At 64.3% G+C, this 14079-nt stretch carries 12 protein-coding genes; 1 reads left to right on the top strand and 11 read right to left on the bottom strand.

Annotation, left to right across the window (positions count from 1 at the left end; genetic code table 11):
• Positions 1 to 24: 24 nt before the first annotated feature.
• Complete coding sequence (locus Q7V20_RS09480; RefSeq protein ID WP_304789760.1) at positions 25 to 945, bottom strand: DHH family phosphoesterase; 921 nt, start codon at positions 943 to 945, stop codon at positions 25 to 27.
• 125 nt (positions 946 to 1070) lie between these two features.
• Between Q7V20_RS09480 and Q7V20_RS09475 the strand changes: the two genes are divergently transcribed.
• Entirely contained in the window at positions 1071 to 2765 is a 1695-nt protein-coding gene (locus tag Q7V20_RS09475) for a diguanylate cyclase (protein WP_304789757.1), read from the top strand.
• 16 nt (positions 2766 to 2781) lie between these two features.
• Here Q7V20_RS09475 and Q7V20_RS09470 read toward each other — a convergent pair whose 3' ends face one another.
• Genes Q7V20_RS09470 through flgE form a run of 10 tightly spaced genes read right to left on the bottom strand, consistent with a single transcriptional unit; the run spans position 2782 to position 14070 of the window.
• Positions 2782 to 3831 (bottom strand): serine/threonine protein kinase, encoded by a 1050-nt coding sequence (locus Q7V20_RS09470; protein WP_304789754.1) that lies wholly within the window; start codon positions 3829 to 3831, stop codon positions 2782 to 2784.
• 47 nt (positions 3832 to 3878) lie between these two features.
• Complete coding sequence (locus Q7V20_RS09465; protein WP_304789752.1) at positions 3879 to 5087, bottom strand: EAL and HDOD domain-containing protein; 1209 nt, start codon at positions 5085 to 5087, stop codon at positions 3879 to 3881.
• Positions 5088 to 5108: 21 nt separating this feature from the next.
• Complete coding sequence (flgL, locus tag Q7V20_RS09460) at positions 5109 to 6332, bottom strand: flagellar hook-associated protein FlgL (RefSeq protein ID WP_304789750.1); 1224 nt, start codon at positions 6330 to 6332, stop codon at positions 5109 to 5111.
• Between the two features lie 11 nt (positions 6333 to 6343).
• Positions 6344 to 8293, bottom strand: coding sequence for a flagellar hook-associated protein FlgK (gene flgK, locus Q7V20_RS09455; protein ID WP_304789747.1), 1950 nt, complete (start codon positions 8291 to 8293; stop codon positions 6344 to 6346).
• A gap of 23 nt (positions 8294 to 8316) precedes the next feature.
• Positions 8317 to 9264, bottom strand: coding sequence for a flagellar assembly peptidoglycan hydrolase FlgJ (flgJ, locus tag Q7V20_RS09450; protein WP_304789744.1), 948 nt, complete (start codon positions 9262 to 9264; stop codon positions 8317 to 8319).
• Complete coding sequence (locus Q7V20_RS09445) at positions 9264 to 10394, bottom strand: flagellar basal body P-ring protein FlgI (protein WP_304789741.1); 1131 nt, start codon at positions 10392 to 10394, stop codon at positions 9264 to 9266. The genes flgJ and Q7V20_RS09445 overlap by 1 nt, the downstream gene beginning before the upstream one ends.
• Positions 10395 to 10436: 42 nt before the next feature.
• Positions 10437 to 11129, bottom strand: coding sequence for a flagellar basal body L-ring protein FlgH (locus Q7V20_RS09440; RefSeq protein WP_304789738.1), 693 nt, complete (start codon positions 11127 to 11129; stop codon positions 10437 to 10439).
• The gene (flgG, locus tag Q7V20_RS09435) at positions 11129 to 11911 is read right to left on the bottom strand and encodes a flagellar basal-body rod protein FlgG (protein WP_304789735.1); all 783 of its coding nucleotides are present in this window, start codon (positions 11909 to 11911) and stop codon (positions 11129 to 11131) included. Before flgG ends, Q7V20_RS09440 begins: the two co-directional genes overlap by 1 nt.
• A gap of 37 nt (positions 11912 to 11948) precedes the next feature.
• Positions 11949 to 12677: a flagellar basal-body rod protein FlgF gene (gene flgF / locus Q7V20_RS09430; RefSeq protein ID WP_304789732.1), complete on the bottom strand. Its 729-nt coding sequence runs from the start codon at positions 12675 to 12677 to the stop codon at positions 11949 to 11951.
• A 34-nt stretch (positions 12678 to 12711) separates the two neighbouring features.
• Entirely contained in the window at positions 12712 to 14070 is a 1359-nt protein-coding gene (flgE, locus tag Q7V20_RS09425) for a flagellar hook protein FlgE (RefSeq protein ID WP_304789730.1), read from the bottom strand.
• Positions 14071 to 14079 lie beyond the last annotated feature (9 nt).

The following is a 14079-nucleotide window of genomic DNA, read 5'->3' as shown; positions in this document are numbered from 1 at the left end:
TGAGTCCCTGGTCGGCGCAGGCCGTCAGGGCTGGGTTGCCTGAAAGGTTCCGGTCAGCAACTCGGGCAGGCGGTCCACGCCCATCTTGAAACCACAGGCCTGGGCGTGTCCGCCGCCACCCATGGATTCGGCCAGCGGGATGACGTTGTAGGGGCGCAGCCCGCGCAGGCTGACCTTGACGATGCCATCCTTGCTGTAGTTCCACAGCAGGGCATAGGTGCCGCATTGGGTGGCGAGCAGGTCACCCACTTCGCTGCTGAATGCGCCGGGGCAGTTGACCATCAAGCCGCTTTCGCCATTGAAGGTGATGGGGGTGGCATTGCGGGCGATGTCGTGGCACAGGCTCATGAACTTCTCGTTCATCGCGCCGCCACGCTCGCGGAAGGTGGCGCTTTGCGCGGGGGTGAAGGCCGCGATCTCGGCCCAGCGCGGGAACTCGAAGGGCTCCATGTCGAGTGCGGCCAGGAAGGCGGCGCTCTCGGGGTATTGCCAGGTCCAGATGTCGCGGTCTTCCACGAAACGGACCAGGTCGGGGATGGGTTGGTGGCGCTGAAAGAACTGCCAGGCGAGTTTGGCGCCCGATTGTGTCATGTCGAAGTGCACGATGCCGCAGCGGCACTGGAAGGTGCCCAATTTGTCGGCGGCGCTTTTGTGGTGGTCCAGCATGACCAGCTTGGACGCGACATCGTCGATGCCTTGCAGGATCTCGGCCGAGAACGAAAAGTCCAGGATGTAGACCGGGCGATCCTTCAGATCGGGCAGCTCCGACACCTGCTGGATTTTGCCGTGCCCCAGGCCCAGGTACTCGCCCCGCCCCCCAAAGAACAGCCAGGCGGCCAGGGCGGCGGCAAAGCCGTCGGCGCACTTGTCGTGGTAAATCACCAGTGGATTGGCCTCGCTGGGGTCGGGCTGGATGGCTAGGCTGGTGAAAAGTCCGTTGGTCATGGTGGCGATGCCGGCTGAATGTGTGCAATGTTCCGATGCTAAGGGGTAGTTGGCGACAAGGGCGCTCAAGTGCGGCATTCACGTGACGAAATCACCGAATGGAGCCGACCTCACCCGCGATTGCCATGTCCACACCTGCCCACCGTGATCGCGTGATGATCAACACGGGCACCTGGGGCGTGTGGCTGCTGGGCGAGGACTGGAAGCAACGCGTGCGCATCCTGCGCTGCCTGGGCGGGGGGGTGGTTTACCTGCTGGTGTGCCTGTTGATGAATTGGGTGGCTGCCCATGGCTACCTGCCGACAGGCCCGGTGCTGGCCATCAGCGGGGCCATTGGTGTGACCACGGTGGTGTTTTACGCGGTGCTGCGCAGCAAGCTGAACCTGCGCTTTCGGGATGCGTCGCTGACCATGCCGCAGATGGTGTTGGCGGTGACTTATGCCGCTTGGGTTTACACCATGGGTGGGCCTGCCCGGGATGTCATGTTGTTTGTCCTGGTGCCCTTGTTGCTCTACGGTTTCCGCTATCTGCGTTCTCTGCAGGTGCGCTTGCTCAGTGCCTACGTGATTGTGGCCATGGGGGCCGCCATGGTGTGGCTGTTGCATGCCCATCCACACACCTATGACATGGCCCAGGAGTTGTTGCGCTTCATGTTGCTGGCCGTGATTGGCGTGACCTTGTCGCAGTTCACCAAGAACGATGGCGAAGAAGCTTCTGGCTTTCTGCAGACTTTGATGCACCTGGTGTTCTCCAGCGATCCCAAGCAGCGTTTGCGCATCCAGCGCTACATGGTGGCCGCGGTGAACTTCGTGATCTGCACCGTGGTGCTGGCCTACTCGGTCAGCGTGGGCGCCGTGAACGAGACCGCGGGTTGGGCGCTTGGTGCCTACATGATGGGCAGCTGCCTGTTGTTCTACGGCCTGCTGCGCAGTGGCTTCAACCTGCGATTTGCCGACCCGTCACTGACCCTGCCGCAGATCATGGTGGCCATCACTTGTGTGGTGGGGGCGTATGCCATTCTGGAAGAGTCGCGTGGGGCGAGTTTGATGTTGCTGGTGCTGGTGCTGGTGTTTGGCTTGTTCAACCTGACGGCGTCGCAAGCCAGGTCGGCGGCCTTTTTTGCGCTGGTGGCCCAGGGCCTGACCATGCTGGCCATGAATGCGCTGGAACCTGGCCGTTACCCGGTGCGCCAGGAGCTGATCCACTTCCTGTTCGCCTGCACCACCTTGCCCACGATCTCGCTGTTGGCCGGTCAGCTCAGCGATCTGCGATCCCGCCTGCGGGCGCGCAAGGATGAGCTGGCCATCGCGGTGGAGCGCATCCAGACCCTGGCCACGCGCGATGAGCTCACGGGCCTGTTCAACCGCCGTCACATGGTCGAGACCTTGTCCTTGCAGAAGAAGTTCAGCGACCGGGGTGGGCGGGTGTTCTGCATCGGCATCCTGGACATCGACCACTTCAAGCGGGTGAACGACACGCATGGCCACGGTGCGGGTGACGAGGTGCTGCGCAACTTTGCCCACACTGTGCAGCATGAGCTGCGCGAGTCCGACGTCATCGCCCGCTGGGGTGGCGAAGAGTTCTTGCTGATGCTGACCGAATGCCGCGTGGGCCAGGCCGACGCGATGATGGAGCGGGTGCGCGAAGTGGTGAACAACAAGCTGATGTGCCCGGAGCACCCGGAGCTGCACATCCGCTTTTCAGCCGGTTTGGCCGAGCAGCGCTTTGACGAAGAGGTGGCCGACACCATCGAGCGCGCCGACCAGGCGCTTTACCGCGCCAAACGTGCTGGGCGCAATCGGACGGTGTTGGCCAGTTGAGTCCAGGGCAGGGCGTTCACCAGTCTTCTTCGTCCACCATGGGGCGGCCGTGCTGGCTTTCCTGCAAGAGTTCGATCTGTTGCCGCAGCAGTTGCGATTGTTCGCTCCAGTAAGCCGAGGTGCCGAACCAGGCGAAGGCCGCCGGGAAGGCCGGATCGGCCCAGCGCCGGGCCAGCCAGGCACTGTGGTGGATGATGCGCAGGGTGCGCAGCGGCTCGATCAGCGTCAGTTCGCGCCAGTCAAAATCGGCGAAGGACTCGTAGCCTGACAGCAGTGAATGCAGTTGTTGCTGGCGCTCCTGGTGGTCGCCGCTGAGCAGCATCCACAGGTCTTGCACGGCGGGGCCCATGCAGGCGTCGTCCAGGTCCACGAAGTGCGGGCCTTCGGGTGTCCACAGCACGTTGCCGACGTGGCAGTCGCCATGCAGGCGGCGCAGGCGCAGGCCATCGATGCGGTCAAAGGCGGCTTGGGCCAGGTCCAGCGCCTGGTCGGCGACCGACAGCCACACCGCGCGTTGGTCGTCGGTGACGACCTTGTTTTGGACCAGCCAGTCACGCGCGGCGCGGCCCGTGGTGTCCACGCTCAAGGTGGTGCGGTGCTTGAATTTTTTGGCGGCGCCCACGGTGTGCAAGCGGGCCAGGAAACGGCCCAGGCGCTCCAGCACGGCGGGGTCTTCCAGCTCAGGCGAGCGGCCACCTTTGCGTGGGGTCACCGCCAGGCGGATGTCGCCCAGCAGGCCCAAGGTGGCGGGCTGGCCGATGCAGCGCACGGCGGGGTCGACCTCCAGGTCGGCGATCAGGGGCAGCGGGGCCACGGCGGGCACCTCGGCGTCCATCAACTCTTGCGCGAAGGCGTGTTCTTCCAGGATCTGCGCGTCGGTCCAGCGGCCCGAGCGGTAGAACTTGGCGATGACGTAGCCGGCGTCTTCCAGGCCGATCTGGAAGACGCGGTTCTCGTAGGAGTTGAGCTGCAGAAGGCGGCCGTCGCTGAACACGCCTGAGGCTTGCAGGGCGTGGAGGACCGCGTCAGGGGTGAGGTTGGCGTAGGGGGTGTCCGATGAGGTCATCCCGCATCTTACGAGCCCCCGACCGGGGATGCCGTGCTTGTTTCGCCTCAGTCGAGTTGCGAGCCCGCACTCATGGCGCGCAGCATGGCGCTGTTGATGTCGCCAAAACTCATCATCAGGGCATCGGCGCCTTCGCGGATCTCGTCCAGGGTCTGGCCTTCCATGGCCTTGACCAGGTTGACGTAAGGCGCGTAGGGGCCGGTGCCATCAACCAGCACCTGGTAGACGCGTTCGGGCACCGGGATGGTCTTGAGCAACTCGCTGAAAGGCTGGCGGAACATGCGGTCCAGCAGCGAGAACACGCCGCAGATGAACAGCTCGTTGCTCAGTTCGCCATCGCCATGGCCGCGTGACAGCTCTTCCATCAACAGGCCACGGCGCACGGCGGCGAACATCACCGGGCGCATGTTCGGATCCTTGCTGGCGGTGGCCAGCAGCAGGGCCAGCCAGCGCTTGAGGCGCTGGTAGCCCAGGATCATGATGGCGTGGCGGAAGGAGCTGATTTCGACCGACAGGCCGAAGGCGGGAGAGTTGATGAAGCGCATCAGCTTGTAGGCCAGCGGCGGGTCGCGCTTGAGGGTCTTTTCCAGGTCTTCGATGTCGGCCTGTTTGTGGACCTGGTCGATGAGCAGCACGATGACCTGAAGGGCGGGTTGGTCGGTGGGCCGGGTGGAGACCTCGATGGCGTCGTCGATGGGCCAGCCCAGCACGGCGGTGGCGCCACGGCGGAAGGCGTTTTCCATGGCCTCAACCGTGCGGATGCCCGATTGCACATGCCCGATGGTGCGGATCACGCCTTCGGGGCTGCTGTTGCTGATGCCGGTGTGCGGATCGACGCGGCGGTCATCGTCGTAGTCGATGATGGAGTACTTGAAGCAGGGCAGCACTTCACGCGGCAACTCGCGCAAGGGGCGGCCTTTGAGCAGCAGCAGGTTGCCATTGGCGTGCAGCGTGCAGATGGGCCCCACGCTGTCGGGCTCGCAGGCCATGAAGGAAGGGATCTCCACCAGGATGTGCGTGGCCGGTTGCGCGGAGATCAGGTCGTGCAGCAGGCCTTCGCTCAGCACGTTCAGCCAGATTTGCGGGCCGCCGACGGGCCAGGCTTCGCCCACCGCCGCCAGCAGTGAGGCCGAGTCCAGTGCGCCGCCCTGATTGACCGGGAACACGGTCAGGCGCGTGGCGGTGACGGCGCGGTTGCGGTCGATGACCGGGCAGTAGGCCAGGGCGATCTGGCCGAGAATGGGGTGGTCTGTCATGGGCAGTGAGTCCCTTGTGGGTCAGCCATTGATGTACTGGAACAGCGACAATTTTTGCACCATCGCATAACTCTTGAGCGCGGCTTCGTAGCCAGATTGCTGGTTCTGGAACTTGGAGATGGCCGAGACCATGTCCAGGTCTTCGGCATTGGATCGTTCGGTTTCGGCCGCTAGTTTGGAGGCGCTGATGCGGCCCTCGATGCTGTCCATGCGGTTCAGGCTTTCACCAACTTCCGAGCGCGCGGCGCTGACGTTGCCCAGGACGCTGTCCAGGTTGCTCAAACCCCGGTTCACGGCCTGCATGATCTGGCCGCTGCCTTGGTTGCCGGTGGTCAGCGAGGTGATGGCCGAGTCCAGGGCATCGAAGACGCTCAGGTCGTTGGTGGATTGGTCGATGGTGAAGCTGTCGGCATTGGCGGGCTGCCCGCTGACGGCGAAGGACATGCCGTCGATCACGATGGCCTTGCCGCTGGCGTAAGGCACGTCGGTCAAGGTGGTGCCGCCCCCGTCCTTGGTGACGCTGTAGGTGGTCACGCCCGCGTTGACGGTGAAGGTGACGGCGTACTGGGGCGGCGTGCCGCCAGGCGCTGCCGGGTAGGGCAGGGCGCTGGGCGAGGTCACCGAGCCGGCGGTGATCCACCCTGCGCCGGTGTTGGTGCTGGCGGGGTTGGTCTCGTAGACGCCATTGCCTGACTTGGCTTTCAGCCAGGTCTGGTCGCCATCCACCGTGAGGTTCAGCGTTTCACCAGCGGCAGCCTGCACCTGGCCGCCCTGGCCGACGAACTGCACGCCACTGGTGGTGTCCAGGAAAGGCGGTGTGGCCGAGCCTTGGCCGCCAAACACGAAGCCGCCGCTACCGTCTGAACGGTTGGCGATGGTGAGCATCTGGGCACGGATGTCCTTGAGCTTGAGGGCCAGGGCCTCGCGCTCCTTGTCGGTGTAGCTGCCATTGCCGGCCGCGATCATGGATTCGCGGGCGGTTTGCAGCAGGCTGACGGCGTCGCCAATCGCTGATTCGCTCAGTTGCATGACGTTGCGGCTGGCATCCAGCGAACGCTGGTTGGCGTCTTCGCGCGAGATGCTGGCCAGGGCACGCTCGGCGCGGGCGGCGGCGATGGGGTCGTCGCTGGCAAAGTTGACCTTCTTGCCCGAGGTGAGCTGCATCTGCGATTGCGACATTTCGCTTTGGCGCTTTTGCAGGTTGTCGATCGAAGAGTCGAAGCTGTAGGCGGTGCTGATGCGCATGACGAGACTCCTTATCGGCTGATGCTGAGCAGCGTGTCGAACACCGACTGCGCCACTTGCAGGATCTTGGCAGCGGCCTGGTAGCCCTGCTGGAACTGGATGAGCCGGGCGGCTTCCTCATCGAGGTTGACGCCAGTCTTGTTGGTCAACAATTCTTGCGAGTTGGCTGCCAGTGTGCTTGAGATGGTGGCCGATGTCTTGGCATCTTGCACCCGGACACCGATGCTGCCGATGACCTGCGAGTAGGCGTTGGTGATGGTGGCCCCGGGCGCCGTGCCGCCAGCGCCCTGGTTGATGCGGCCCACGATGTCTTCATCGCGCAACGCCAGCAGCGACAAGGCATTGCCATTGTTGGAGGAGGGGTAAAGGGTCGGGGCCACGCCGATGGTGTCACCGTCCTTGGGCACGCCATTGAGGTTCAGCTCGAAACCGTTGTACTCGATGGGCGAGCCAGGTTGCCAGGTGCCGGAGGCCAGCACCGCGCCGCCGGAGTCGTGGATTTCATAGTCCTGGCCCGAGCCTGAGGCCCCGGTGAAGGCGACGGTGAGCGCATCGTAAGGCGTGGTCGGTGTGGCCGTGATGCGAACCGAGGCCACCGTGGCCGTGCCCGTGTTGGCCGTGCCCAGGGTGCCGTTCACGGGCGATGCCGCCGCGATGCCGGTGGGTTTGTCCAGCACCCGCTTCATGCTGAGGGCGGCATTGCCCACGGGGCGCAGCATGAACTTGTCGCCGCTGGCGATGGTGGCCGCGTCGATGTTGATTCTGAAACCATCGACCACGTCGCCATCGGCCACCGAAGTGACGGTGTTGTCGCTCAGGCGGGTCAGCCGGTAGCTGCCGGGGCTGGCGGGGTCTTCCATCAGGCTGTAGTCGCTGGCCTGCAGTTCGCGCGCGTCCATCACTGTCATGCTGACGGGGGGGAAGGCCGTGGATGACGTGTTTTTGTTGGAGGGCAGAACCTGCGGCGTGCCGACGCTGAAGATGGGCGCGCCCGCCGAAGCGGGCGTACCCAGGTCCAGGCCGAAGGATTGCTGTTGATTGACGCGCCAGCTCAGGGCCGAGGCCATCTGCCCCAGCAGGTTGCGCGCGGCCGGGATGTCTTCGTTCTGAACTTTCAGCAAACCAGCCAGGGTGCCGCCGGTGAGCAGGCTTTCGTCCAGGGTGTGCTGGTTGTTGCCGGTGCCGATGGTGATGCGGCCTTGGGTGGCATCGTATTGGTCGGCCTGCACGCCCAGCGTGGAGGCCTGGTTGCTGAGCACCAGTTGCTGGCCGCCTCCGATGAAGACGCTGATGGAGCCATCGTCGGCAGGCACGGTGGAGACCTGGATCTTCTCGGACAGGTTCTTGACCAGCAAGTCGCGCTGGTCGATCAGGTCATTGGGCTCGTGGCCCACGCCGGTCACCGAGGCGATCTTCTGGTTCATGTCGGCGATGCGCGCGGCCAGCGAGTTGATCTCGGCCACGGTCGCCTTCATGTCGGACAGCGTGCCGCCCTGCAGGTCGTTCAACTGGGTGCCCGCGGTGCTCATGCGGCTGGCCAATTCAGAGGCCTTGGACAGAACCACCTGGCGCGCCGACAGATCCTGCGGTTGGTTGGCCACGTCAACGAAGGCGTTCAGCATCTGGCCGGCGGCATAGCCAATGCCCGACTCGCCAGTGGACAAGGCTTTCTCGAGCTGGGTGAGCTTGTCCAGCCGCATCTGGTCGGCCGAGGCGATGGACAGGTTGTTGTTGTAATCGCGGGCCAGCAGGGAGTCGGAGGCGCGCGTGACCGTGTCGATCTTGACGCCGCGCCCATAAAAGCCCGCACCCGTGTAGCGGCCGCCTTCGGTGGACAGTTGCACTTCCTGGCGCGAATAGCCCTCGGTGCTGGCATTGCTGATGTTGTGGGCAATCGTGTCCAGCTTCGCCTGGTTGGCGAACATGGCGCGTGTGCCGAGGGTGAGCAGTCCTGAACCCATGGTGGTACTTCTCCGTCAGTCGATCAGGTCACCGAACGCTGCAGGCGCAGCGTGGTGTTGATGACCTTGGTGAGCTTGTCGGCATAAGCGGGGTCCGTGGCGTAGCCAGCCTTCTGCAGTCCTTGCGCGAAGCCTTGCGCGGTGTCGGCCTGAGCCACGGTCTGACTGTAGCGGGGGCTTTTGCTCAGCAGCTTGGCGTGGTCCTTGAAGGCGTCTTCATAGGAGTCATAAGCACGGAATTTGGCCGTGACTTTGCGGGCCACGCCGCCGATGTACTCGGTGGTGGTGACCTCGGCTACCTTGCCCGTCCAGCTGGACGTGGCCTTGATGCCGAACAGGTTGTGGCTGGTGGTGCCGTCGGCCATCTTGGGCTGATGCTTGCCCCAGCCCGACTCCAGCGCGGCCTGGCCCAGGATGTGGTTGGCGGGGATGCCGGTGGCTTGCTCGGCGGCCTTGGCGGCTGCATGGTGCTCGCGAACGAACTGCTCTGAGTTGCTGAGCTTGCGGTTGCTGGCGGCCGAAGCGCTGCCCGCCGCCGAGGCAGGCGCGATGGCCGCGGTGGCACCGGGGTTGGCGGGCAGGGAGAGCTTGCCGAGGCTCAGGTCCCCCAGGCCCTTGAAGGGGCTGATGGGGGTCTCGGCCGAGGCGTCGGTGCCGCCCAATTGGCGCTGCAGCTGCTTGATGATCATGTCGCTCAGACCACCAGGCAGGCCGCTCATCTGCTGAGCGCGCTGGCTGTCGAGCATGTTGGTGCCCATCTCGGTGCCCGAGTTTTCAAGCATGCCGCTGTTCATGGTGGTGGAGCGCATGCTCTTCATGAGCTCCTGCATGAACAGGCTTTCCAGTTGCTTGGCGGTGTCCTTGATCGCGCTTTTCTGGTCCTTGCCCGAGGCGTATTTCAGCTTGTCGAGCGAGCGGGTGTCCAGGCTCAGGCTTTGGCCGGAGGAGGAGGGAAAGGGTGTCAGGCTCATCAGATGACCTCCAGCTCGGCTTGGAGCGCGCCGGCCGCCTTCATGGCTTGCAGGATGGCCAGCAGGTCCTGCGGGTTGGCGCCCAGGGTGTTGAGCGCCTTGACCACGTCGGTCAATTTGGTTCCAGCCGGCAGCTGGATCAGCGCGCCGGGTTCCTGGTTGATCTTGATGTCTGCCTTCTCGGTGACGACCGTCTGGCCCTGCGACAGGGCGTTGGGCTGGCTGATGACCGGGGTGGAGCTGATGGTGACCGACAGGTTGCCGTGGGCAATGGCGCAAGGGCCGATGGTCACGGCCTGGTTCACGACCACCGAACCGGTGCGGGCATTGATGACGATGCGGGCAGAGGGTGTGGCGCGGTCGATGGACAGGTTCTCGATGTCGGCCATGAAGGCCACGCGCTCGCCGGACTGGGCGGGCAGCTTCACGCTGACGGTGCGGCCGTTGATGGCCTCGGCGGTGCCAGCCCCTTTGGCCTTGTTGATGGTGTCTGCGATGTCGCGGGCGGTGTTGAAGTCGTCGGCTTGCACGTCCAGCTGGACCACGCTGCCTTGCAACCAGGGGGTGGGCACACTGCGCTCCACCGTGGCACCGTTGGGGATGCGGCCAGCGCTCAGGTGGTTGACCTGGACCTTGGCCCCGCCTTGCGAAGCGCCGGCCCCGGCGATGATCAGGTTGCCCTGGGCCAGGCCGTAGATCTGACCGTCGGCCCCCTTCAAGGGCGTGGTGACCAGGGTGCCGCCGCGCAGCGATTTGGCATTGCCCAGCGAAGACACATTGACGTCAATGGCCTGGCCGGGTTGGGCAAAGGGGGGCAGGGTGGCGGTGACCAGCACGGCAGCCACGTTCTTGACCTGCATGGCCACGCCAGCGGGCACGGTGATGCCCATCTGCTGCAGCATGGAGTTCAGGCTTTGGGCCGTGAAGGGGGTTTGGGTGGTCTGGTCGCCGGTGCCGTCCAGGCCCACGACCAGGCCGTAGCCCATCAACTGGTTGGTGCGCACGCCCTGGATGCTGGCGATTTCCTTCAGCCGGGCTGCCTTGGCCTCAACGGGCCACCACACGGCTGCCGAGGCGGCCACGAAGGCCAGGCTGATCAGCAGTTTGAGGAGTCGTTCTGAAGTATTCATGAGGCCAGATTCCGGGAAGGTTCGGCCTCATTTTGGAGTTCTTTAGATCGGCAGAATGCTCAAAAAGAAGTGTGCAAGCCAGCCTATTCCCTGCGCGTCGGCCTGGGCGCCGCGGCCTCGTTGCTCGATGCGAACATTGGCCATCTGGGTGGAGGCCACGGTGTTGCCCGGCTGGATGGTCGTGGGGTCAACCTGGCCTGAAAAACGCAACAATTCCACGTTTTTGTTCACGCCGATCTGCTTCTCGCCCGAGATGATCAGGTGGCCATTGGGCAGAACCTCGACCACGGTGGCCGTGATGGTGCCCACGAAGTTGTGAGAGCTCTCGGTCGTGCCCTTGCCGTCAAAGGTGTTGGACGAGGTGCCGCTCGCGCTCAGGCGCAACTTGGCCAGCTGCTCGGCCCTGAGGAGGGGCACGGCCGACACTGACGTCGAAGCGTCGCCCGTCTTCTCGATGCTGCTGGTCGATTCCTGCTTGGCAGCGATCTTCTCGACGATGGTGACGTTCACGATGTCGCCAATCATGCGGGCGCGGTGGGTTTCGAACAAGGGCCGGTAGCCCGCGCTCTGGAACAGCGATCCGTTGGCAATCACCGGCACCACCGGGACGGCCGGGCGCGCCTGGGTGGGCTCCAGCACGTCGACCTTGGCCGTGGTGGGCAGGACCGAGCAAGCGCCCAGCAAGCTGCAGGCGGCGATGAGCGCCAGGTGGGCGCGGCGGCGGAGGGCGTTCATCACAGTTGCGCCAGACGTTGCAGCATCTGGTCCGAAGTCTGAATGGCCTTGGAGTTGAGTTCGTAGGCGCGTTGGGTCTGGATCATCGTGACGAGTTCTTCGACCACGTTGACGTTGGAGGTTTCCACGAAACCCTGGGCCAGCGTGCCGGTGCTGTCGGTGCCGGGGTTGGCGGTCTGCGGCGTGCCGGAGGCGGGCGTCTCAGCGTAAAGGTTCTCACCGCGTGGTTCCAGCCCGGCCGGGTTGATGAAGTTGGTCAGCTGGATCTGGCCCAGCGTTTGCGCGGTGTTCTGCCCGGAGATGGCGGCACTGACCGTGCCATCGGGGGCGATGGTCACCGAGGTGGCGTTGGCGGGCACCGTGATGCCCGGCTGGATCTGGTAGCCGTTGTTGGTCACCAGTTGGCCCTGATTGTCAAGCTGGAAGGAGCCATCGCGGGTGTAGCCCGTGGTGCCGTCCGGCATGGTGACGGGGAAGAAGCCGTTGCCCTTGATGGCCACGTCCAGGTAGTTGGTGGTCTGCTGCAGGCTGCCTTGCGAGAACTGGCGCGAGGTGGCCACCGGGCGCACGCCCAGGCCGACTTGCAGGCCCGTGGGCAGTTGCGTCTGCTCCGAGCTGTTGGCCCCGCTTTGGCGCAGGTTCTGGTACATCAGGTCCTCGAACACCGCGTGCGAGCGCTTGTAGCCATTAGTGCCGCTGTTGGCCAGGTTGTGAGAGATGTGGTCCAGCTGGGTTTGCTGAGCTTCCATCCCCGATTTCGAAATCCACAGTGATCGCATCATGGTGCTACTCCTCAGGCCTCAAGCCAGGTAAAACAGATCAGGCATTGCCCGACAACAATTGGGATGCCGACTTCTCGTTGCTCTCGGAAGTCTGGATCAACTTCATCTGAGTTTCGAACTGGCGGGCGGCCGCGATCATGTGGATCATGGTCTCGATGGGATTGACGTTCGAGCCCTCCAGGGCCCCGTCTTGCACTCGGGCGTTGGCATCGGCGGGCAGTTCGCCATCCACGTTGCGGAACAGGCCATCCTCGCCCCGCGTCAGCTTGGTTTCCGGGGTGACCAGCTTGAGCTTGCCGATCGCGGTGATCTTGCCGCTGGCTTCCTTGGCGCTGACCGTGCCGTCGGGCGCGATGCTGGCCTGGGCGTTCTGCGGGATGGTGATCGGGCCGCCGTCGCCCAGCACGGCCAGGCCGCCCTGGGTCATCAGCACGCCTTCGTTGTTCACCGTCAGCGAGCCAAAGCGCGTGTAGCCTTCGGTGCCGTCCAGGGCGCTCACGGCCAGCATGGACTTGCCTTGCAAGGCCACGTCCAGGGGCCGACCCGTCGAGGTGATGGGGCCTTGCGAGTCGTCGTAGCCCACCGTGGTTTCCAGCGAGTACACACGCGTGGTGGCGCCATCGCCGCGCACCGGCACGGCGCGGATGGCCTGCAGCTCGGCGCGAAAGCCGGTGGTGCTGGCGTTGGCCAGGTTGTTGGCCAACACCTCCTGGCGCTGCATGTCCATCTTGGCGCCGGCCATGCCGACGTAAATCATCCGATCCATGGTGTGCTCCGGTTACTGCTGGCGGGGCGGTGCATCAACGCAGGTTCACCAGCGTCTGCAAGACCTGGTCTTCGGTCTTGATGGTCTGCGCGTTGGCCTGGTACATGCGCTGCGCCACCATCATGTTGACCAGCTCGCCGGTCAGGTCCACGTTGGACTCTTCCAGCGCGCCCGATTGCAGCAAGCCCAGGTTGCCCGTGCCCGGGGCGCCCGTGACCGGGGCGTTGGACGCGTAAGTGGCCGACCATTCGTTGTTGCCCTGCGGTTGCAGGCCTTGCGGATTGCGGAAGCTGGCCGTCACCAGCTGGCCAGCCGGTTTGGATTGGCCATTGGAGTAGCGCGCCAGGATCACACCGGTGCTGTCCACGGTGATGCTGGACAGGTCGCCTGGCGCATAGCCGGTTTGCGACAGGTTGGTCACGGCGAAGTTGCCGCCGTACTCCGTGGCCTTGGACAGGTCCATCGTCACGCCACTGATGACTTCCGTCTGCGCGATGGGCGGCACGGCGCTGGCATTGGTGACGTTGACCTTGGGGATGTCGGGCAGCGTGAAGCTGCCGGTGGACGAGGTGGCCACCGGGTTGCCGCTGGCATCGTAAGTGGTGATCGTGCCGGGGTCGCCTGCAACCGGGTTGCCATTGGCCAGGTCGGTTGGCGTGCCGCCCGAGGTCGGGAAGGTCAGCGTGGCAGCCTTGGCGGGTGCGCCCGAACCATCGGTCTGGATGGAGGTGCCGTTGGCCGTCACATACATGTCCCAGGAGTTGTCGCCTGTCTTCTGAAAGTAATAAGCCATGCCCACCGACTGGCCCTTCACGTCGTACATGGTCTGCGACGTGGTGAAGTTGTAGGTGGTGTTGTCGGTGAAATCGATCGGCACGCTCTTGATCGAGTCGGTCGACTTGAAGTTCATCTCGATGTTGGTTTTGTCGGTCTGCTTGGGGGCGATGCCACCGGTGGTCAACTGGATGGGCACCAGGTCACTGGTGTTGGTGATGTTGCCCGTCAGGTCGGCCTGGTAGCCCAGCAGCTTGTGCTGTGCGTTGTTGACGATGAAGCCATCGCGGTCGATCTTGAACTGCCCGTTGCGGGTGAAGAAGGTCTGGTTTCGACCATCCTGAACCTGGAAGAAGCCATTGCCGTTGATGGCCAGGTCCATGGGGTTGTCGGTGGTGCTGATGTTGCCCTGCGTGAACTGCTGGGCCACGGCCGCCACGGTGGCGCCAATGCCGACCGTGCTGGTGCCGGAGCCGTTCAAGGCGGCAGCGTACATGTCCGAGAACTCGGCCCGCGAAGCCTTGGCACCATAGGTGCTGGTGTTGGCCACGTTGTTGCCAATCACCTCCAGATTGCGAGCCGATACATTCAGACCGGAGAGACCTTGTTGGAAGCCCATGGTGTTGTC

This window comes from Aquabacterium sp., from assembly GCF_030652515.1.
GTDB lineage: Bacteria > Pseudomonadota > Gammaproteobacteria > Burkholderiales > Burkholderiaceae_C > Aquabacterium.
Note: the sequence above shows the minus strand (reverse complement) of the source record. Positions and strands in the feature narration are given on the sequence as shown.